15 protein-coding genes are annotated in these 20610 nt (G+C 46.3%); 7 read left to right on the forward strand and 8 right to left on the reverse strand.

The window, feature by feature from the left end:
* Positions 1 to 30: 30 nt before the first annotated feature.
* The 4 genes from G6N79_RS06295 to G6N79_RS06310 are packed head-to-tail and all read right to left on the reverse strand — an operon-like array spanning position 31 to position 4344.
* Entirely contained in the window at positions 31 to 1500 is a 1470-nt protein-coding gene (locus tag G6N79_RS06295; RefSeq protein ID WP_103906825.1) for a glycine--tRNA ligase, read from the reverse strand.
* 29 nt (positions 1501 to 1529) lie between these two features.
* Positions 1530 to 1994 (reverse strand): thioredoxin-dependent thiol peroxidase, encoded by a 465-nt coding sequence (gene bcp / locus G6N79_RS06300; protein ID WP_103906826.1) that lies wholly within the window; start codon positions 1992 to 1994, stop codon positions 1530 to 1532.
* A gap of 15 nt (positions 1995 to 2009) precedes the next feature.
* A complete protein-coding gene (locus tag G6N79_RS06305; protein ID WP_103906827.1) occupies positions 2010 to 3731 on the reverse strand; it encodes a M23 family metallopeptidase in 1722 nt (573 codons plus the stop codon).
* Between the two features lies 1 nt (position 3732).
* Entirely contained in the window at positions 3733 to 4344 is a 612-nt protein-coding gene (locus tag G6N79_RS06310; protein ID WP_103906828.1) for a fumarylacetoacetate hydrolase family protein, read from the reverse strand.
* 202 nt (positions 4345 to 4546) lie between these two features.
* On the opposite strand from G6N79_RS06310, the gene G6N79_RS06315 reads away from it, so the two are divergent.
* The 6 genes from G6N79_RS06315 to G6N79_RS06340 all read left to right on the forward strand — a co-directional run bounded on the left by G6N79_RS06315 (position 4547) and on the right by G6N79_RS06340 (position 13745).
* On the forward strand, positions 4547 to 5206 hold the full coding sequence (locus tag G6N79_RS06315) for an HAD family hydrolase (protein WP_103906829.1): 660 nt from the start codon (positions 4547 to 4549) through the stop codon (positions 5204 to 5206).
* Between the two features lie 52 nt (positions 5207 to 5258).
* Entirely contained in the window at positions 5259 to 5738 is a 480-nt protein-coding gene (locus G6N79_RS06320) for a gluconate 2-dehydrogenase subunit 3 family protein (protein WP_103906830.1), read from the forward strand.
* A gap of 2 nt (positions 5739 to 5740) precedes the next feature.
* Entirely contained in the window at positions 5741 to 7453 is a 1713-nt protein-coding gene (locus G6N79_RS06325; protein WP_103906831.1) for a GMC oxidoreductase, read from the forward strand.
* A 134-nt stretch (positions 7454 to 7587) separates the two neighbouring features.
* Complete coding sequence (locus G6N79_RS06330) at positions 7588 to 8781, forward strand: glycoside hydrolase family 76 protein (RefSeq protein ID WP_103906832.1); 1194 nt, start codon at positions 7588 to 7590, stop codon at positions 8779 to 8781.
* 245 nt (positions 8782 to 9026) lie between these two features.
* Complete coding sequence (locus G6N79_RS06335) at positions 9027 to 12074, forward strand: SusC/RagA family TonB-linked outer membrane protein (protein WP_234993218.1); 3048 nt, start codon at positions 9027 to 9029, stop codon at positions 12072 to 12074.
* A gap of 12 nt (positions 12075 to 12086) precedes the next feature.
* The gene (locus tag G6N79_RS06340; RefSeq protein WP_103906834.1) at positions 12087 to 13745 is read left to right on the forward strand and encodes a RagB/SusD family nutrient uptake outer membrane protein; all 1659 of its coding nucleotides are present in this window, start codon (positions 12087 to 12089) and stop codon (positions 13743 to 13745) included.
* Between the two features lie 158 nt (positions 13746 to 13903).
* Here G6N79_RS06340 and nrdF read toward each other — a convergent pair whose 3' ends face one another.
* The 4 genes from nrdF to G6N79_RS06360 all read right to left on the reverse strand — a co-directional run bounded on the left by nrdF (position 13904) and on the right by G6N79_RS06360 (position 17713).
* Positions 13904 to 14890: a class 1b ribonucleoside-diphosphate reductase subunit beta gene (gene nrdF / locus G6N79_RS06345; protein ID WP_103906835.1), complete on the reverse strand. Its 987-nt coding sequence runs from the start codon at positions 14888 to 14890 to the stop codon at positions 13904 to 13906.
* A gap of 93 nt (positions 14891 to 14983) precedes the next feature.
* A complete protein-coding gene (gene nrdE, locus G6N79_RS06350) occupies positions 14984 to 17089 on the reverse strand; it encodes a class 1b ribonucleoside-diphosphate reductase subunit alpha (RefSeq protein ID WP_103906836.1) in 2106 nt (701 codons plus the stop codon).
* Complete coding sequence (gene nrdI, locus G6N79_RS06355; protein ID WP_103906837.1) at positions 17049 to 17456, reverse strand: class Ib ribonucleoside-diphosphate reductase assembly flavoprotein NrdI; 408 nt, start codon at positions 17454 to 17456, stop codon at positions 17049 to 17051. The genes nrdE and nrdI overlap by 41 nt, the downstream gene beginning before the upstream one ends.
* Before the next feature lie 23 nt (positions 17457 to 17479).
* Positions 17480 to 17713 (reverse strand): glutaredoxin family protein, encoded by a 234-nt coding sequence (locus G6N79_RS06360; RefSeq protein WP_103906838.1) that lies wholly within the window; start codon positions 17711 to 17713, stop codon positions 17480 to 17482.
* Between the two features lie 476 nt (positions 17714 to 18189).
* Between G6N79_RS06360 and G6N79_RS06365 the strand changes: the two genes are divergently transcribed.
* The gene (locus tag G6N79_RS06365) at positions 18190 to 20592 is read left to right on the forward strand and encodes an alpha/beta hydrolase family protein (protein WP_103906839.1); all 2403 of its coding nucleotides are present in this window, start codon (positions 18190 to 18192) and stop codon (positions 20590 to 20592) included.
* Positions 20593 to 20610 lie beyond the last annotated feature (18 nt).

The raw sequence follows: 20610 nt of genomic DNA on the forward strand, positions 1-20610 counted from the left end.
GGCTGGTTTGTCCTTTTATGCAGATTGGTATTATACCAATTGTTTCAATAGGTTGCTCAGGCTGACCAAGTTTCCGATGATGCTTTCCAATTCAGAGACATTCACACGTTCCTGCTCCATGCTGTCGCGGTGACGGATGGTTACAGTATTGTCCTCTAAGGTTTGGTGGTCAACGGTAATACAGAATGGCGTACCAATGGCATCCTGACGTCTGTAACGCTTTCCGATGGAGTCTTTCTCGTCGTATTGGATGTTGTAGTCCAGCTTCAACTTCGCCATGATTTCACGTGCTTTCTCTGGAAGGCCGTCCTTTTTGGTCAACGGAAGCACTGCAGCTTTCACCGGTGCAATCGCTGGGTGGAACTTCAATACCACACGGGAATCTTGGCGTTCTTCGGTAGAAAGGTCCTCCTGTACCAGGCAGTTCGCCAGTACGGTCAAGAACAAACGATCCAAACCGATGGACGTTTCGATAACGTAAGGAATATAGCTTTGGTTGATCTCAGGGTCGAAATATTGCAATTTCTTACCGGAGAATTCCTGGTGTTGTTTTAAGTCGAAATCCGTGCGGGAGTGGATACCTTCCACTTCCTTGAAACCGAATGGGAATTGATATTCGATATCTACCGCGGCATTCGCATAGTGCGCCAATTTCACGTGATCGTGGTAGCGGTATTTATTCTGGTCAGCGCCAAGGGCCAAGTGCCATTTCAAGCGTGCCTCTTTCCATTTGGCGTACCATTCCAGTTCGGAACCCGGACGTACGAAGAATTGCATTTCCATCTGTTCGAATTCACGCATGCGCATGATGAACTGACGTGCAATAACCTCATTCCGGAATGCTTTACCGATCTGTGCAATACCGAAAGGGATTTTCATCCTACCTGTTTTCTGTACATTCAGGAAGTTCACGAAGATACCTTGTGCCGTTTCCGGACGCAGGTACACTTGCTCTGCACCATCCGCCATGGCACCCATTTGGGTCGCGAACATCAGGTTGAACTGACGCACCTCAGTCCAGTTCTTCGTTCCGGAGATCGGACATACGATATTGTGTTCCTCGATGATGGTCTTCAGGCGTGCTAAATCGTCCGCATTTAGGGCATCGTCAAGGTCTTGCTGCAACTGAGCCGCTTTTTCGGTCTTGCCGTCCTTTTCGTAACGGTCAATCTTATCTTCAATGAGTTGGTCGGCGCGATAACGTTTCTTCGAATCTTTATTATCAATCATCGGGTCGTTGAACCCATCCACGTGACCTGATGCTTTCCAGGTTGTTGGATGCATGAAAATTGCGGCATCAATACCCACAATGTTCTCATTCAACTGAACCATAGATTTCCACCAATAGGTCTTCAGGTTGTTCTTCAATTCGGAACCCAATTGACCATAATCATAAACGGCACTTAGACCGTCGTAAATTTCACTCGAAGGGAATACAAAACCGTATTCCTTGGCATGAGAAATAATATTCTTGAAAAAATCGTCTGTTTGCTTGCTCATAGGGGGCAAATATAATGTATTCGTACGACTTATTTTGCCAATAAGTCTCTAATTTGTTGGCTTGCGTTCTTATTGTCTACTTTCTTGATGATATGTTGGATAATCCCGTTTTCATCGATAATAAAGGTGGTTCTTGCCGTGCCCATATACTTCTTTCCGTACATGTTTTTCTCGACCCATACCCCATAATCTTCCACGATCTTTTGGTCCTCATCCGCAAGTAGGGTAAAGGGCAGTTCGTGCTTGGCAATAAACTTCTGATGCGACTGTTCGCTATCGATACTGACACCGATCACCTCAAATCCATCATTAAGTAAACTTTGGTAATTGTCCCTGAAATTGCAGGCCTCTGTTGTACAGCCGGGAGTATTGTCCTTCGGGTAGAAATAAAGGATCACTTTCTTGCCTTTGAAGTCCGAAAGTTGCACATCTTCACCATGTTGGTTTTTCGCCTTGATTGCCGGGGCTTTATCCCCAATTGTTAATTCTGCCATGTCTTATCGTTCTATTTATCGTGTAAATGAGGCTTCATATACCTTTTCGTTGTCCTTCCAGTCTTTCACTACCAGTTTGAAGGTATGCTTGCCTTTGCTCAATCCGGAATCGAATCGGTGCCACAGGTGACGGTTCTTGGAATCGTATTCCATCAACACCCATTTGCCATCAATATACGCATTAAATGACTGAATGCCTGAGAAATTGTCGGCAATGGTAAAGTCAATTTTGGATTGTCCGCTGACATTCTTGCCCGCGCTGAAGTTCCTTGGTGTTATCGTCGGTGCAATGGTATCCACGGTGACATAGAATGAACCGAATATTTTGGTGTTCACCGTAACCCAACCGTTTTCGAATTTACCACCTACGGAACCACCTTCTACTGATGCGATGATCGCCTTGCTTTCCAAGTTTTTTGGCAAACTGGTGGGTTTGATGTTCAGGTTATACGTGCTGAATAGTGGAGTCAAATTGTTCTGTACGTGGTGTACCGATGAATAGCCATTTGCTCTCGGAGCACTTTTACTATATACGAAATCCAGGTCACTGTACAGTGCGCCCTTCGGAATGTGCAATTTAATCTCTTCCGCCTCGTATTTGTTATCGGTATTGTACTTCATTAATTCACCCTTCGCCGGGTTATTTTTCGCTGTATAGGCTGGATTGTTTCGGATCTTGAAGTCCAATTCGCTGCAATTGCCATGGACATCTTTCACTACATATTTGACATCATGAACAGCATCGTCCTGCAAGGTGATGATGCCATCGTTTTCCAAGTTCTTGAACAACTCAATTGGATTTCCTGGGTCTTTGAAGCTTTTCTGCACCTTTACCTTGGTGCGTTTGAAGTGCGGAAAATCAATATATGATGCAATGGCGCTGGATGTATTGAAGTCCAATTCCTCGAATACAACGGTCGAGATCGACTTGCCATCCAGGAACAGTTCAATTGAATATACCCCATTCTGGAAACCGCCCGCTCGGTGTCTGTCGATGCTGTTGATACCGAGACCAAACTTGCCATTCACGGAAATCGGTGCGCCCGAAGCCAGGGCATATCTTCCGGACCCCAGCGCTTTCAACTGCTGGTACCGGCGACCTGTATGTTCGTTGAAAACACCATCGGCAAGATCATAGACCATGATGCCATTGATTGTCGGTGCAAAGCTGTCCCTGAAATGGAGACCAAAAAGTTGCGGGTTTAAAGGATGCTGGGTCTTGGTATCACGGATCTCGAAATGCAGGTGTGGACCTCCGGATCCTCCCGTATTTCCGGCATTTCCGATAAATTGTCCTTTCGTCAGCTTCACCTGACCCGCTTTCACTTCTACATCCACATCAAAGCGTTGCTGCTTGTACTGTTCGGTACGGATGATATTCGTCAATGCATCGTTAAAGCTATCCATATGGAGGTAAACCGAGGTGAATCCATTGGGGTGATTGATGTAAACGGAGTTTCCGCCACCACCTATTTGCACGCGTACGCGGGAAACATAGCCTTCCGCTGCAGCGTGCAGGGGCAAGCCGATGCGCTGTTGTGTCCTGTAGTCATCACCCGCATGGAAATGCGTGGACCGCAATTCTCCGAACGTACCGGACGCATCCGGAGCGATGTTCAAAGAATACCGGAAGTACCCCTGTGGATAGGTTCGTGACGTTATGATATTTTTATTTTGCGCAAGCGCGGATGCCCCACACGTGAAAGCAAATAAAAGGGCAAGTGAAATTTTCTTCATGTTATTTAATGTGACAGGTAAACATGCTCTTTCCTTCCAAAAATCCTTCCAATTTATCACCGATCTGCACAGGTCCAACGCCGACGGGAGTACCCGTGTAGATAAGGTCACCCTTGCGGAGCGTGATAAATTGGGAAATGAAGACAATCAGATCGTCATACCCGAAAATCATGTCTTTGGTATTGCCCTGCTGTACGGTTTCTTGATTTTTATTCAGGGAGAAAGAAAGCGCATTCAGGTCCGTGAATTCCGATTTGGGGATTAATTCACTGATGACCGCTGAATGGTCAAATGATTTTGCCAATTCCCAAGGAAGGCCTTTGGCTTTATGGTCAGCCTGAACATCCCGAGCAGTGAAATCAATGCCCAAGCCTACGGCATCATAATACTTATGTGCAAATTTCTTGCTGACGTGCTTGCCCTCGTTGCAGATCCGAATGACAACTTCCACCTCGTAATGGACATCCTTACTGAATTCCGGGAAATAGAAGTCTTTATTATCCTTCAATACCGCCGTGTCCGGCTTCATAAATATAACCGGTTTCTCCGGGACAGGATTGTTCAATTCTTTAGCGTGATCCACATAATTTCGGCCAACAGCAATAATCTTCATAAGTCTTAAAAATTTGAATAAGGTAGACCAAAAACCATCGATTGGTCCACTTAAGCAAACTTAAGAAAAGACAGGTGCTATCGCAAACCTACCATGTCCTTTATCGCTGTTTATTCTTCATCCGTTTATACGGATACCTTGTTTAAGTGTTAACTAATTTATTATTAACATATCCTTAATATTAATAGCTTAATTTTGTGGCATGAATAACATAAATGCTGTTCTGTTCGATCTGGACGGAACGTTAATTGACTCTGAATTTTTTTATTTCAGCAACTGGGCTCCAATTTTAGCGGAGGATTATGGGTTGGATATCAGCTTTGATGAGTGGATCGAGCGTTTTGCCGGTCATACGCTCCACCATAACGTCCAGATGTTGAATAATGAATATGGTTTAAAGGTAGATGAGGAAGATATGTGGTTTGCAACGCGCGCACGCTATGCAAAGGCAGATATGCGTACGATCCGTCTGATGCCACATGCCAAGGAAATCCTTACACAATTGTCCGATGAGGGTAAGACCTTGGCGTTGGTGACCTCCAGCTACCAATCGACTGTACAGGCCGTACTGGGAGAACATAAACTTCTCCATTTCTTTAAGTTCTTTGTGACGCGCGAGTCTGTCGAAAACCCAAAACCGAATCCAGAGCCTTACCTGTTGGCGGTGGATAAGTTGGGCATCCCGAAGGACGAAATCGTGGTCGTGGAGGATACGAGCACAGGTTGTACGGCAGCAAAAGAGGCCGGTTTGTACTGTATTGCTGTCACAAAGCAGGTTGTCGAGCAAAAGCGTTTAACGCATGCAGATCAAGTTTTAAACGATTTAGCAGAAGTAAAAAATTCGTTGATTTCCCTGAATTAGGCTTTTAAGTCTGCGTAATATTTGTAATTTAGGAAACTGGATTATAAATCTTATGAATAGACGTTCTGCCTTAAAACAAATGTTTATCATGGCAGGTGGCTTGATGATAGCCACTTCCTGTGATTTCAGCCCCAAATCACCTTCCATTCAGCTGAAGACCATCTCCTTGGACAAGGGAGATGAGGACCTATTGGCGGAATTGGTAGAAGCTATCCTACCCAAAACGGATAGCCCCGGTGCGCGTGAACTTAACCTCCATCTTTTCGTCATGAAGATGCTGGACGATTGCACAAGTCCTGAAGATCAGAAAACTTTCCTAGCAGGCCTCAAAGCTGCCGAAAAGGTAAAGGGTAAACCCCTTGCCGACCAGCAGGCATACCTGACGGGTCTTCCGGCGGATGATAACTTTTTCAAGATCCTTAAACGCCGAACTTTGCAGGGGTACAAGAATTCGGAGTACGTCATGAAAAATAAATTGAAGTATGAATTGGTTCCGGGCAGGTATGACGGAGCAGTTAAAATGGAGGGATAAGCATGGCCAATTTAAATATAGATTCGGTAAAGGACCGTACATACGATGCCATTGTCATCGGTTCAGGTATTTCCGGCGGCTGGTCTGCCAAGGAGCTGTGTGAAAAGGGGTTGAAAACCTTGGTTCTGGAGCGGGGTCGAGATGTCCAACACGTGAAGGATTACCCAACGACAAACCTGTATCCATGGGAATTCGAACACCGAAACGAATTACCGTATTCGGTTCAACAGGAAAATCCAATTGTCAACCGCTGTTATGCCTTCCATGAGGATGCCGCTCATTTCTTTGTCAAGGATCAGGAGCATCCCTACGTGCAGGAGAAACCATTCGATTGGATCCGTGGCTACCAGGTCGGTGGGAAATCCCTGCTGTGGGCACGGCAGACGCAACGGTGGTCCAACTTCGATTTTGACGGTCCGGCGCGCGACGGTTTTGCCGTGGATTGGCCAATCCGGTATCAGGATATCAAGCCTTGGTACGATTATGTCGAACGTTTTGCGGGAATCGCAGGGGATAAGGATGGCCTACCGGAGCTTCCGGATGGGGAATTCCTTCCCGGCTATCCGTTGAATGTGGTCGAGAAATATTTCAAGCAACAGGTGGAAGCCAAGTACCCGGGTAGGAAGGTGATTTCAGCACGCTGTGCGCACTTATCAAAACCCAATCAGATTCATATCGATCAGGGGCGCGTGCAATGTCAGAACAGAACCCTCTGCCAACGCGGTTGCCCTTTCGGAGGTTACTTCAGTTCCAATGCCTCTACCTTGCCTTGGGCGGCAAAGACCGGTAACATGACATTACGCCCGAACTCCGTTGTGCATTCCATACTTTACGATGATAAGCAGGGTAAGGCAGTCGGTGTAAAGGTCATCGATAAAGAAACCAAAGAAGAAATTGACTTCTTTGCGCAGGTTATCTTTTTGAATGCTGCCGCACTGAATTCGAACTTGATTCTCCTGAACTCCACCTCATCCCGCTTTCCGAATGGATTGGGGAATGACTCCGGCACGTTGGGGAAATATGTGGCCTTCCATAACTACAGCGCCCGCATTTCGGCAGAGTACGAAGGGTTATTGGATTATAAAACAGATGGTCGCAATCCTGCCGGAGGTGGCTACATCCCTCGCTTCCGCAACCTCCACAAACAGGAAACGGATTTCTTGCGTGGATATGCGGCAGGCTTTGGCGCCTATCGCTCGGCGTCGGCAGACGAGTCTGGCATCGGTGCAGACTTGAAGAATGCTATACTTCAGCCGAAATACGGCAATTGGGGCGTTGGTTCCCACATGATGGGGGAGACGATTCCTAAAGAATCCAACTATGTTACCCTGGATGGGCAGAAGGATGCCTGGGGAATGCCGCTGCTGAAGATTTCGGTGGACTATGATGAGAACGATGCAAAGATGAAGAAGGATTACCTAGATACCATGGAGGAAATGTTCACCGCTGCGGGATTCACCAATATCCGCAGGAATGAAAGTTCTCAGGCACCCGGACTGGACATCCATGAGATGGGTGGTGTGCGCATGGGGAAAGATCCAAAGACGTCCATGCTGAACAGCTGGCACCAATTGCATGCCTGTCCAAATGTCTATGTGACGGACGGAGCAAGCATGACTTCTACCTCCACGCAGAATCCATCACTGACCTATATGGCCTTCTCAGCTAGGGCAGTGGATCATGCCGTCAATGAATTGAAAAAGGGAAACCTATAACCATAACAGCGGGCACATGGCAACCCATGTGCCCTTTGACTTTCAGGCGTCTTGCCTGAATATCGCGCGGATGGATGACGCAACCTAACCGATATCCACCCGTATATTTGCTTATTCACCTCAACCTAACGTATATGCAAAAGCTATCTTTTACCTTCCTGTTTACCATCTTGCTGACCGGATCGGTGCTTGGTCAGGGGATGCCCAAAAACCAGCAATTTGCGGATTATGCCGCGGCGACCCTGGATTCTATCTATGCCTATTATGCCGTGAAAGGCACGCATCTCTTCCGGGAGAATTATCCCATAGACCCCAAGTACCAGGCAAGTTACCTGGCAGGCACTGCCAATAACCAAGGCGTCAATGCCTATTCCTATCTGTGGCCGTTCTCTGGGTTGCTATCGGCGCAGGTTGCACGGTATGCTGCTGATAAGGATACAAAAGTGTTGCATGCGATCGAGAAGCAGGTTCTCCCCGGATTGTCCGCTTACTTGGACTTCCGGAACCCACCTGGATATGCCTCCTATGTGCAATCCGCACCAACCTCCGATCGGTTCTATGACGATAATGTCTGGTTGGGCATAGATTATACCGACCTCTATCTACTGACCGGCAATCGGGCATATCTGGACCAGGCAAAAATCATATGGCGGTTCGTTGCCAGTGGCATGGATACAGAATTGGATGGGGGCATCTATTGGTGTGAACAGAAGAAAGATTCCAAGAATACCTGCTCGAATGCACCGGCCGTAGTTTTTCTGGCCAAGCTCTACCGTGCTACCGGTGACAAGGCATACAGGAAGCAAGCTGTCGATTTGTACGCTTGGACGAAAGATAATCTCCAGGATACCGTTGATCAGCTCTATTTTGACAACATCCAGCTCAACGGCGAAGTGAACCGCACCAAATATCCCTACAACTCCGGACAGATGATCGAAGCAGCGAGTCTATTGTACCAGATCGAAGGCGATTCTACTTATCTAACCGATGCCCAACAGGTTGCCCGTGCTGCGGCCGATTATTTCTTTTCCGAGCAAGCGACTTACGGAAGTGTGTCCTTCAAGCGGTTGAAAACAACCGATCTGTGGTTTATTGCCGTGATGATGCGGGGATTTGTTGAATTGCATGCAGTCGATAAAAATCCGGAATACCTTATCCAGTTCGAAAGAAACCTGGACTATGCTAGGGCTAACCTCCGGGACGCGCAGGGCCTTTTCCGTAAGGATTGGACTGGGAAGGATAATTCGCCTAGGCGTTGGTTATTGGATCAATGGGCGATGGTGGAAATGTATGCCCGGCTCTCTACTTTTTCACACAACCTAAATTGACCATAAATTCCAAATTAACTCACAAATTTTATCTATTTTAATCCATTAAACGCTAGTTTTTTAACATATTTTTTATAAAATATCCATGTTGATTAAAAGTTGTAGATAATATCCGCGTATAAATAACGTTTTGAATAATAGGGTTTGTTGATTTAGGATTGTTTCGGCCTTTACCTAAAACGTTTTACTTCAACTAATCACTTAATAAACCTTAAACGATTATTTATTCATTAACGTTAATTAACATGCCAAACATTTACAGTTCAAGAATGTATCGAGCAGGTTTTGTCCGGGGGAGCGTATTGTGCTTTGCCCTGATGGCCTGTTCCTACGGAATTGCGGCAGAAGCTTCTTCAACGGCCCCATCACCAGCCAAGCGGGAGTTACGCGCACAAGAAACAGTGACCGGGGTTGTAAAGAACCTCAATACCGGCGAACCCATTTCCGGTGTTACGGTCAAAGTAAAAGGAAAGGAATCTGCAGCGCAGACCGATGAAAGTGGTAATTTCACCGTTAATGCGGTGGTTGGCGATGTCCTTCAGGTCAGCTTTATCGGTTTTAAAACCCAGGAAGTGCCGGTTAGTACAGCTGCCATGACCGTTAATTTAGCACCCAACGAAGAGGAGATCGATGCGGTTGTGGTCGTGGGTTATGGTACGCAGAAGCTAAAGGAGGTAACCTCTTCCGTTGCGCACGTGGATGCGGAGCAATTCCGCCAAAGTGGGGCGCGCAATCCGTTGGACCTAATCCAGGGTAAGGTTGCAGGTCTGCAGGTTTCACGTAGTGGATCCAATCCCAACTCTGGCGTTGCCACGCAGATCCGTGGGGCGATTTCCGTAACGGGATCCGCAAGTCCACTGTACGTCATCGATGGAATTCCGGGCGGTAACCCCGATCTGTTGCAACAGGATGATATCGAATCCATTGACGTCCTGAAGGATGGTTCCGGTGCGGCCATCTACGGTACATCCGCCAATGCGGGGGTTATCTTGATTACTACCAAGAAAGGGACACCAGGACAGCCACAGGTCAACTATTCCAGTTATTTCCGAAAAGACTTTCTGTTCAACCGACCTGATTTCTTGACCGCCGATCAGTTTCGTCAAAAGATCGACGAGGGCGCAATCAATAGGGAAGACCGTGGTCATTCCACCGATTTCTTCGATGATCTCGTGAACCACGATAACTTCTCCCATAACCACAATATTTCCCTATCCGGAGGGTCGGAATCCACGACCTATCGCGGTAGTGTGAACTACAGGAACCTACAGGGTATCGCGAAAGAAAATGGTCGCGAGGAATACACCGTTCGGATGAACCTCAACCAAAAGGCGTTCGATAATAAGGTTAATTTCCAGTTGAACATGGCGACCAATACCAACCATGCGAACATGCTGGGCGGCGGCGGCTGGGAAAGTGAAGCCACCAAAAACCCTACATTTTCCAATTTCAACGATGATGGCTCGTATTACTACGACTTTACCAGTACCAACGAATTTGCCCGTCTGTCCACTGAAACATCATACCGGAAGCAGCAGACCTCATCCATTGACGGAAAGGTTGATGTCGATATCATCGAAGGCCTACGCTTTTCGGCATTCGGATCGGTTCAGCGAAACTCATATGTAGATGGATCCTATAGGCAATTGAACAGTGAGGCATCCTTGGAAGATCAGGATTACCCAGGTGGCGGTTATGCCTCCAAGGCAAACCTGTTGAACCAAAAGTATGCTTTTGAACCGACCTTAACCTACAACAAAACCTTTGCAGATGTACATAGCCTGACCGCCTTGGCGGGTTACAGTTACCGCTATGAAATGGATGAAGGACAGAGTGCCGACAACCGGGGCTTTATCAACGACCGTTTCAATGAGGATAACCTTTCTGAAGGTCAAGCGCTGCGCGATGGACGCGCCAATCTGGACAGTTACAAGAACGATAACACCCTGATCGCTTTCTTTGGTCGTGTCAACTATGCCTTCAATAACAAATACATGATCCAAGCTATCGTTCGCCGTGAGGGATCGTCCAAGTTTGGAGCCAACAACAAATGGGGTACTTTCCCATCCCTTTCTGCGGGTTGGAATATCTCCAGTGAGGAATTCATGCAGGATGTGGCTTGGGTGAACTTCCTAAAGCTAAGGGTAGGATATGGTGTTACGGGTAACACCGGTTTTGCGAACAATGCCTCGCGCCTGACCTTGGGTGGCGGAGGTAAATACCTCTACCCGGATCAAGCGTACCGGGAAACCTACGGTCCGGACAGGAACCCAAATCCGGATTTGCGATGGGAAACCAAGAAAGAAACCAATATCGGGGTGGACTTCACACTCTTCGACAATAAATTATCCGGTGCCATCGATGTCTTCCAACGCAAGACAGTCGATCTATTGGATATTTACAGAACGCCGCAACCACCCTATATCCGCGAGAACATCTATTCCAACGTAGGAACGATGTCTTCCAAAGGTATTGAATTGGCGTTGAGTTACCGCGTGATGGACAAAGGTGATTTCAAGTGGAGCATGGATGCAACGGCGAGTACCTTAAAGAACGTGATGGAAAGCTACTCCAATGATGTCTTTACCGTGAAATACAAGACCTTCGGATCGATCGGCGGTGCCGGTGATTTAGGCGATGCCTATACCACGTTCGAGGGACAGCAAATAGGTCAGTTCTTCGGAAAGAAATTTGCTGGATTTGATGACGATGGGAAATGGTTATTCTACAACAGAAATGGAGAAGCCGTTCGCAACGATGTCATCAACAATTCACGCGATGATCTGAACTCCTCGGATTTGCAGCATTTGGGTAATGCAGTACCGAAGTACTATGTTTCCTGGACGAATAACTTCAGCTACAAGAACTTCGATCTCCGCATTTTTATGCGCGGTAAGTTCGATTACGATATCCTGAACACCACCGCCTTATCCTATGGAAATAAGGTGTGGACCGGTAACCTTTTGCAGGATGCTTTTACGAAGTATGACGAAATCAACGACACCTACATGTACTCGGATTACTATTTGGAAAACGGAAGCCACTTCAAGATTGATGAGTTGACCCTAGGGTATCGCTTTAACTTGAACAACAGCCGTTATTTCAAGAACCTGAGGTTGTATGTTACGGGACAAAACCTATTGACCATTACCGGATATTCGGGAAATGACCCTGACTTCGTGCTGGACACTGGTCTGGGGAATGAAATCAATGGACAACGTCTGGGTATCGATAGTAGAGGACCCTATCCAAATACACGGTCCTTCTTGTTTGGTGTAAATTTTGGTTTTTAATTCGGAGAAAAAATGAAAAATATTCTAAAAATAATGTTGGTTGCTTCCGCTTTGACAGCAGGTGGGTGTACCAACTTGGATGAGAACGCTTATGATATCATCGTGGCGGATCAATTCTATGAAAATAAAAATGAGGTGCTGTCGGCAGTGTTACGTCCCTATACCCACGCCAATGCTTGGGTATCCCCATCCGGACAGGACGGTTGGTGGCGGCCGGCGGAATTAACGGCCGACCAATTGGCATGGCCGACAAAAGGGCGCCATGGTGAAGATAACGGGAAATGGAAAAGATTCCACTACCACACATGGAATGTCGATGAGGGCAACATGAACCAAGCTTGGGTATTGATGTACTGGGGGATCGGTCTCTGCAATAGCCCGATCAGCATCCTGGAATCCAAGGATGTTGCAAGCATGGGCATTACGGAAAAAGAAAAGAATGAATTTATCGCAGAGTTGAAATTGCTGCGTGCATTCCATTATCTGAAATTAATGGATCTTTTTGGCAGCTTGCCGATCACGATAACGGCACCTGCCACCAACAATGAGCCGATCCCGGAGCAAACCCCGCAGAAGGAAGTCTTCGCCTTTATCGAGAAGGAAATTCTCGAAAATGTAGAGAAGGCTCCGAAATTGAGCCGTGGCATGATGGGACGGATGAGCCAAGCAGGTGGCTACGCCATGCTTGTAGAGCTCTATCTGAATGCGGAGAAATGGTCCGGAACAGCGCGTTGGGATGATTGTATCAAAGCTGCGGATAAGTTGATCAGTGGTACCGCAGGTGGACAGAACGGTGGCATGGTATTGGAACCGAATATTGTCGATTCCTATTCGCCAACCAATGATAAATCAAAGGAGGTCATTTTCTCGGTTGCCTACGATTATCAGACGGCGGATTTCGCAACAGGTTTCCCAAGTGAGTTTTATCATTTCGTTCAGCGGGAAATCTACGGAGGTGGCCGGACCGGTAACAATGGTATCGTGATGATCCCAGGGGTATATACTACCTTCAAGGATACCGATATGCGGAAAAAGGAATGGTTCCTGGCAGGCCCGATGGTGAAATTCTCCGATGGAAAATCCCCAGTTTTGGGTTCCGAGGAATATAAGGACAAGCCTTTGGTTTTCGTGGACTATATCCGTCGGGAATCGGAAGGTAAAACGTCCTCGACCATGAGTGATGGTGAAGAGAATTCGGGTATCCGCTTCAACAAATATAAACTTGGAAATTCCTTGACGGGTGTTGTCAACGGCGAAACGGTTGCACCGAATCCAGAATACAACAATACCGATTGGAACATCTACCGATTGAGTTGGATCTACTTTGCCAAGGCAGAAGCGCTGATGCGCAAGAGCGGCGGTGCTGCGAATGCAGAAGCCGTGGAATTGGTGAATACCGTGAAGAAACGAGCATTCAAGGCTGCTGACTGGGAAAAGGAGAAGTACACAACCTCGACCCTCACCTTGGATGAATTGCTGGCCGAGCGCGGTCGTGAGTTTATCTTTGAAGGCTTCCGTCGCCGTGACCTGATTCGCTTTGGAAAGTTCCATACCGCAAGCTGGTGGGATCACAAACCATCGCAGGAATACAGAACGTTGTTCCCGATTCCACAACAACAGATTTCGATGAACCCCAACCTGAAACAAAACCCAGGTTATCCAGGAGGGTAAGCTTTACCTTTGTTATATTTTTTGAAAGGAACCGTCCGTTATTGGATGGTTCCTTTTTTATGCGCAAGCATTCTCCATTCGGGATCCTTCCAAAAGCAAACGATCCCGTAAAACCAAGTTTCACGGGATCGCTTTATTTAACAAAGAGTATTCAAAAATTAAATATCTACGGTCGCATCCATGGCGAAATCTTCATTTTTCAAATGCACGATTTCAGTTGCTTTTTCGTAGTTGGTGGATTTCTTCGAGAAGAAATCGTGTTGTGTTGTTTCGGTATTCAAGCCGTTCAATACAATCGGGTTAACCTGCTTCACTTCGAAGATAGGATCAAAACCTAAGTTCATCAAGGCTTTATTTCCGTTGTAGCGCACGTATTCTTTCACCTCAGCGGTTAATCCCACTACGGTGTACAATTCTTCGGTATACTTGATTTCGTTCTCGTACAGGTCGTTCAACAAGTTCATGAAACGTTCTTTCACTTCTGCTTTGTTGTTCAATCGCGCGAAGACTTCCTGACCGATCAAGCCTACGAAAACCCCGTGGATGGATTCATCAGCGATAATCTTCTTGATGATATCCGCAGAAGCCACCATCTGACCCTGTCCGCATAACCATAGTGGCAAGAAGAAGCCAGAGTAGAAAAGGAAGGATTCCAATAATACGGAAGCACCCAAGGCCATGAACAACTCTTCATCGGAAACGACTTCTTTATCGATCGCACGGTAGTGCTGATCGATGGTTGCCGCCTTATACTGTAAGAATTTGTTCTGTGCCACCCATCCGAAAACATCGTTGATCTCGTTGGTTGTCGACACTGTCGTAAAGATTGTCGAATAGGACTTCGCGTGGATCGCTTCCATCATACACATGTAGGATAGAACGGCTTTATTCTGTAGGGAGCTGATGTGGTCGATGATCTTTGGCATACCCGTATGGCTCTGCAGGGTATCCAAAAGAGTCAATCCACCGAGTGCTTTCTTGTAACACTCTTTCATGTCCCAGCTCAAGCCTTTCCAGCTATCGATATCCTTGGAAGGGATATATTCCGTATCAATCCAGAACTGTCTGATGTTCTGCTCCCAGAACATCAAGGCATAATCGTTGTCTGGTGTATTCCAGTTTACGGCCGTAAATTGTTTACTCATCTTTCTTCTAATATTTTAGTGGAAGAAGCTGAATTGGGCAAGGTGTCCAATTCAGCTTCTTTGGTATGTTTTATCTGTCTTTTGGAGGATGTATTATGCCGAGCAGGAAATACATTCCTCGATGGTTGATTTACGCGTACGGGTATAGTACAGCGATTTCAAGCCTAACTTATGACCGTAGATGTAGTATTTAGCTAGATCACGGGTTGAATCTTTCGAGTTCGTATGCAAGATCGTTGATACCCCTTGGTCGATGTGACGTTGAATCACAGAGATCAATTTCAAGACTTTCATCTGGTCCATGTCGTAAGCCGACTTGAAGTAGAAGTAGTTGTCGTTTGTTAGATACGGCATCGGGTAGTACGTTGTACTGTCGCCATACTCTCTGACTTCGATGATATCTACGATTGGCATAACGGATGCCGTTGCGTTCATGATATACGATGTAGATTGGTTCGGAGCGATGGCCAAACGGTAAGCATGGTAGATTCCGTGCTCGGCTACCTGTGCTTTCAGGTTCGCCCAATCTTCAATCGTCGGGATGTGGATACCTTCGAACAATTCTTTTACCTTATCGGTTTTCGGCATGTAGTCGCGGTCCAGGTATTTGTCGAAATAAGCACCATTTGCATAGTCTGATTTTTCGAAACCTACGAATGTACGCTGACGCTCTTTTGCGATTTCCATGGATGCTTCCAGGGAATAGTAGTTCATGATCATGAAGAACGTGTTCGCGAAGTCTAGCGCTTCGGTGGATTCGTACATGATGAAGCTCTTCGCCAAGTAGCCGTGCAAGTTCATGGCGCCCAAACCTACGGAGTGTAACTCGCGGTTTGCTTTGGCAATGGAAGGTACCATTTCGATATCGGTCACATCCGTCACCACGGTCAATGCGCGCATGGCTGTTTTCACAGTTTCCTTGATCCGTTTGTTGTCCATCACTGTAGCGATGTTCAGGGATCCCAGGTTACAGGAGATTCCATAACGGATGGTATCTTCTTTACCGTAGATATTGATGTCCGATACTTCGGATACCTGCATGATCTCGGTACATAGGTTGGAGAATTTAACTTTCCCGATGCCATTTAGGGCATGGGCGCGGTTGGTGTTCTCCTTGAAGAAGATGTATGGATATCCAGACTCTTTCTGTGTCTGTGCAATCTTCACCAAAAGGTGACGTGCGTTGATTTTTTTCTTCTTAACGTTCGGGTTGGTGATCAACTCGTCGTACATCACATCCATATCCAACTCATCAAGGTACTTGCCGTACTCTTGCATTACGGTGTGTGGATAGATCAGGTAGCATGGTTCGTCTTTTTCCGCCAATTCCATGAACTTATCCGGAACGATGATACCGATGGATAGGGACTTGATCCGTACCTTTTCATCGACGTTGATTTTCTTACAATCCAAGAACTCTTCGATATCGGAGTGGAAGATGTTCAGGTACACCGCACCAGCACCTGGGCGTTGGCCCAATTGGTTGGCGTAGGAGAAGGTGTCCTCCATGATCTTCATGATTGGCAATACCCCACCTGCACGTCCGTCCACGCCCTTGATGGCTTCGCCACGACCGCGGATTTTGGAGATATTGAAGGATACACCACCACCGATAGAGGATAGTTTCATGGCAGAATCAACCGCATAACCGATACCGTTCAGGTTATCGCCGATCTCATCCAAGAAACAGGATACCAATTCACCGGAACGTTTCTTTCCAGCGTTCAAGAATGTCGGGGTAGCAGGCTGATATTCTTGATTGATCATAATTTCAGCATATTCGATGGCCTTCTGCACACCTTCTTCGCGAGCGAGGAATAGGGATACAGCAACCACGCGGTCTTCGTAGCGTTCCAAGAACTTCTCGCCAGAGTCATCACGTAAGGCATAACTTTGGAAGAACTTGAAAGCAGCCATAAAGGACTGGAAACGGAATTTCTTCGCATAGACGAAGTTGAATACCTCTTCCATTTGCTCAAACGTAAACCATTTGTAGAAATCGATATAGTAATTGTTCTCTACCAAATAGTCTATTTTTTCCTTCAATGTGTAAAAGAAAACGGTGTTTTTATTTACATATTCCAGGAAATAGGCGCGTACAGCCTCCTTGTCTTTATGCAAGCTGAACTCGTCATCATGTTTGATCATGATTTCGTTGTTAAGCAATATCCAGTTTTTCGCTACCTCGTTTGCTATCATAGTGCTGATTTTTGATGATGTCAATAAATTGATTAATATCTTCTAGTGTGCCTGAAAGTTCGAATTTCATCGCTGTAGGGATGTCGAAGTTTTCAGAGATTTTGTCTGCTGCAATGGCAAAGTTGCGCCCCCAGTTTCTGTTTCCGCTGGATGTTACCGAGCTGATCAGGTGGGCTTGCTGCTGCATGAAGGTCTCCGTTTTCTCGGGCACCTTGCCAAAGTTTGTGGTATAGGTGATCAGGTGTCCAGCCTCCTGCACTTCCAAGCCATCTTGGATGCGTAGAGCCGTCCATCCTGTAATCTGAACGACTTTGTTAATAAAGCGTTCCACATTACCTGTTCGAGAGTCATAATATAAATAAATCATAATACCTCCGGATTTATGTTCATCTACAATGCAATTTGATCCAACTCCGCAGGGTTGAAACCAATGATGCGGTTCTTGATCTCGTCGTTCTCCAGTACAATGACAGTAGGTACTGTGCGAACTTTAAACTTAACAGCTAATTCCGGCTCGTCGAAAGGATTGATCGTTTCATAGGCAATACCTTTACTGTCCAGGTAAGCCGACACTTGTGCGCATGGAGCACAGTCATTTTTTTCGAATTTAATGATTCTTGCCATGTTATATTAAGTTTAAAAGAATTTGACTTATTTTAAGCCTTGGTCTTTGATAAATAAAAAAACGTTTGAATCGAGAAGGTCATTTTCTCGAGGTAGAACAAATATCTACTATTTTCCTTCGGTAAGGGAATGATACTTTTCCACATCAATTCCCAAAACAGAGTTAAAACACCCTTGGCAACATCCAAGGTTCGCTAAGCTGTTGTTTTACAACCCCGTAGCTATGTGGATAACTTTGGTGAGCCTAATTGTAGAGAAAAATTTACTTCCAAATCTTTCCTCTTTTTATTGTCATAATCGGTTGAAAATTTTGGCTTTTTTAACCAAAATCATTATATATATTTTATTTGACCTCGGCAATGCTTAAAATGTTAAATTTGTGTACTTGTTCATGGCCATTTTCGGAAAATAACCAGGGCGTCGCCCATCGGCCACCAGCCAACAAAAAATTATTAAAGACTAAATAACAAAAAATTATGAAGTACAATTTCCTCTTTATTTTGTTGTTGATTTTCACCCTGGGCCACGCCCAAGAAAATCTCTCCTTTCAGAAACCCGTTCAGGATATCTTGACCTTGGCAGACTACCAACGCCCGCCTTCGATCCAGATGAGTAGCGATAAGGCATGGGTGCTCTTTATGTACCGCCCGACCTATAAGACATTGGCCGAGCTGGGGGTGGAAGAGACCAAGCTTGCCGGTCTACGCATCAACAAGAGCGCAGCAATTTCCAGCACGGAAACATATTTTGATAGGCTTCAGGTGAAACCAGCAGCAGGAGATGCCTATATTGATATCCCGCTACCTGAAAATGCGCAGGTATCCAATGTACAATTCTCACCAGATTCCAAAAAGATCGCATTCACGAATACAGATGCTACTGGGGTAGCGTTATATATCTACCAATTGGACAGCAAAAAACTGGATAAAATCACGGAATATAACCTGAATGCGATTCTGCACCAACCATTTCTCTGGAACCGCAGTTCCGATAAGTTATTGGTCAGCCTCCGTCAACGTTTGGTGAAGCGTGAACCTTCCGAAAGGGTAGTTGCTTCAGGGCCTATCATTTCGACCTCGGATGGCCAGGTTTCGCAATTGCGTACCTACCAGGATCTACTGAAGACACCCGATGATGAACGTGAATTTGAAGAATTGACTACTTCCTCATTGGCATGGGTCGACTTTACAGGTGCACAGACCAAATTTTTGGATAACGACCTGTACATGAGTTCCTCCCTATCACCGGACGGCCAGTATGTTTTGGTGACCAAGTTGAAGCGCCCATTCTCTTATGTTGTCCCTTATTACAGTTTCCCGACGGAATCCACTGTGTATGACCTGTCCGGAAATGTGGTGAAGCAGGTGAATGCAACGGATTTGATGGAAGTGATGCCTAAAGGTTTCTCTTCTACGCGCCCTGGCAAACGCTCCATGAACTGGCGTTCCGATAAACCGGCGACCCTGTCTTTTGTACAGGCGCTCGATGGTGGCGACGCCAATAAACCGGCAGAATTCCGTGATGAACTTTTCCTATGGGATGCGCCATTCACAGCGGCTCCGAAATCCATCGTCAAATTGGCCGATCGCTTTGGTGGCGTGCAATGGGGGAATGACGAATATGCTTTGGTATATAGCCAATGGTACGATACCCGGAATATCAAAACCTTCCTATTGAACCCAACAACCGGAGCAAGCAAGTTGATCCATGACCGCAACAGCCAGGATATCTACAGCGATCCAGGGTATGCTTACAGCGATAAGAACCAGTTCGGTACCTACAGTATGTACATCAAGAATGGCAAGTCATACTGGTTGGGATCCGGTTATACCAAAGAAGGGGAGTTCCCTTTCATTGACGAATTTGATTTCAAGACTTTAAAGACCAAGCGTCTGTACACGGCAAAAGCAACCGATAAGCAAGAGCGTATTGCCTCTGTGATCGATATGGACAAAGGTAATATCCTGATCTCCTTGCAATCACCAACAGATTACCCGAATTATTACGAGAAGAACATAAAATCCGGAAAGACCAAGCCGGTCACCTCCATTGAAAATCCGTTTGCCAGTTTAAAGGATGTGCACAAGGAAGTGCTAAACTACAAGCGTAACGATGGCGTGGAACTGTCGGGTACACTGTATCTCCCTGCGGGATACGACAAGACCAAAAAGGAAAAACTTCCGCTGTTGATCTGGGCTTACCCACGTGAGTACAAGGATAAAGCAACTGCAGGGCAGAGCACGGCGAATCCGAAGCTGTTCACATTCCCGAGTTACGGATCCTTTATCTATTGGGTGAACCGCGGGTATGCGGTACTGGATAATGCGGCATTTCCAATCGTTGGCGAAGGTAAGACCGAGCCGAACGATTCCTTCATCCCGCAATTGGTCGCCAATGCTGCCGCCGCTATCGATGCTGTGGATCAATTGGGCTATGTAGATACTGCTAGGGTCGCTGTTGGAGGACACTCGTATGGCGCTTTCATGACGGCACACCTCTTGAGCAATTCGAATTTGTTCGCTGCGGGGATTGCACGCTCAGGTGCCTACAACCGTACGTTAACACCATTTGGATTCCAGAGCGAGCAACGGAACTTGTGGGATGATCCGAAGTTGTACACCACGATGTCGCCATTCTTTAGTGCCGACAAGATGAAGACGCCAATGCTGTTGGTGCACGGTGCCGCAGACAACAATCCAGGAACCTTTACCCTTCAGACCGAGCGTTACTTCCAGGCCCTGAAGAACTTGGGCGCACCAGTGCGCATGGTATTGCTTCCAGGGGAATCCCATGGCTATGCTGCCAAGGAGAATATCTTCCACTTATTGTGGGAACAGGATCAATTCTTGGAAAAATATGTGAAGAATAAAAAGAAATAGGAGGGACCTCCAATTGTA

This window comes from Sphingobacterium lactis, assembly GCF_011046555.1.
Classification (GTDB): domain Bacteria; phylum Bacteroidota; class Bacteroidia; order Sphingobacteriales; family Sphingobacteriaceae; genus Sphingobacterium; species Sphingobacterium lactis.

Coding starts and splice junctions, on each gene's coding strand:
- G6N79_RS06295 (WP_103906825.1), bottom strand. CDS start 1,500: ATGAGCAAGCAAACAGACGATTTTTTCAAGAATATTATTTCTCATGCC.
- bcp (WP_103906826.1), bottom strand. CDS start 1,994: ATGGCAGAATTAACAATTGGGGATAAAGCCCCGGCAATCAAGGCGAAA.
- G6N79_RS06305 (WP_103906827.1), bottom strand. CDS start 3,731: ATGAAGAAAATTTCACTTGCCCTTTTATTTGCTTTCACGTGTGGGGCA.
- G6N79_RS06310 (WP_103906828.1), bottom strand. CDS start 4,344: ATGAAGATTATTGCTGTTGGCCGAAATTATGTGGATCACGCTAAAGAA.
- G6N79_RS06315 (WP_103906829.1), top strand. CDS start 4,547: ATGAATAACATAAATGCTGTTCTGTTCGATCTGGACGGAACGTTAATT.
- G6N79_RS06320 (WP_103906830.1), top strand. CDS start 5,259: ATGAATAGACGTTCTGCCTTAAAACAAATGTTTATCATGGCAGGTGGC.
- G6N79_RS06325 (WP_103906831.1), top strand. CDS start 5,741: ATGGCCAATTTAAATATAGATTCGGTAAAGGACCGTACATACGATGCC.
- G6N79_RS06330 (WP_103906832.1), top strand. CDS start 7,588: ATGCAAAAGCTATCTTTTACCTTCCTGTTTACCATCTTGCTGACCGGA.
- G6N79_RS06335 (WP_234993218.1), top strand. CDS start 9,027: ATGCCAAACATTTACAGTTCAAGAATGTATCGAGCAGGTTTTGTCCGG.
- G6N79_RS06340 (WP_103906834.1), top strand. CDS start 12,087: ATGAAAAATATTCTAAAAATAATGTTGGTTGCTTCCGCTTTGACAGCA.
- nrdF (WP_103906835.1), bottom strand. CDS start 14,890: ATGAGTAAACAATTTACGGCCGTAAACTGGAATACACCAGACAACGAT.
- nrdE (WP_103906836.1), bottom strand. CDS start 17,089: ATGATAGCAAACGAGGTAGCGAAAAACTGGATATTGCTTAACAACGAA.
- nrdI (WP_103906837.1), bottom strand. CDS start 17,456: ATGATTTATTTATATTATGACTCTCGAACAGGTAATGTGGAACGCTTT.
- G6N79_RS06360 (WP_103906838.1), bottom strand. CDS start 17,713: ATGGCAAGAATCATTAAATTCGAAAAAAATGACTGTGCTCCATGCGCA.
- G6N79_RS06365 (WP_103906839.1), top strand. CDS start 18,190: ATGAAGTACAATTTCCTCTTTATTTTGTTGTTGATTTTCACCCTGGGC.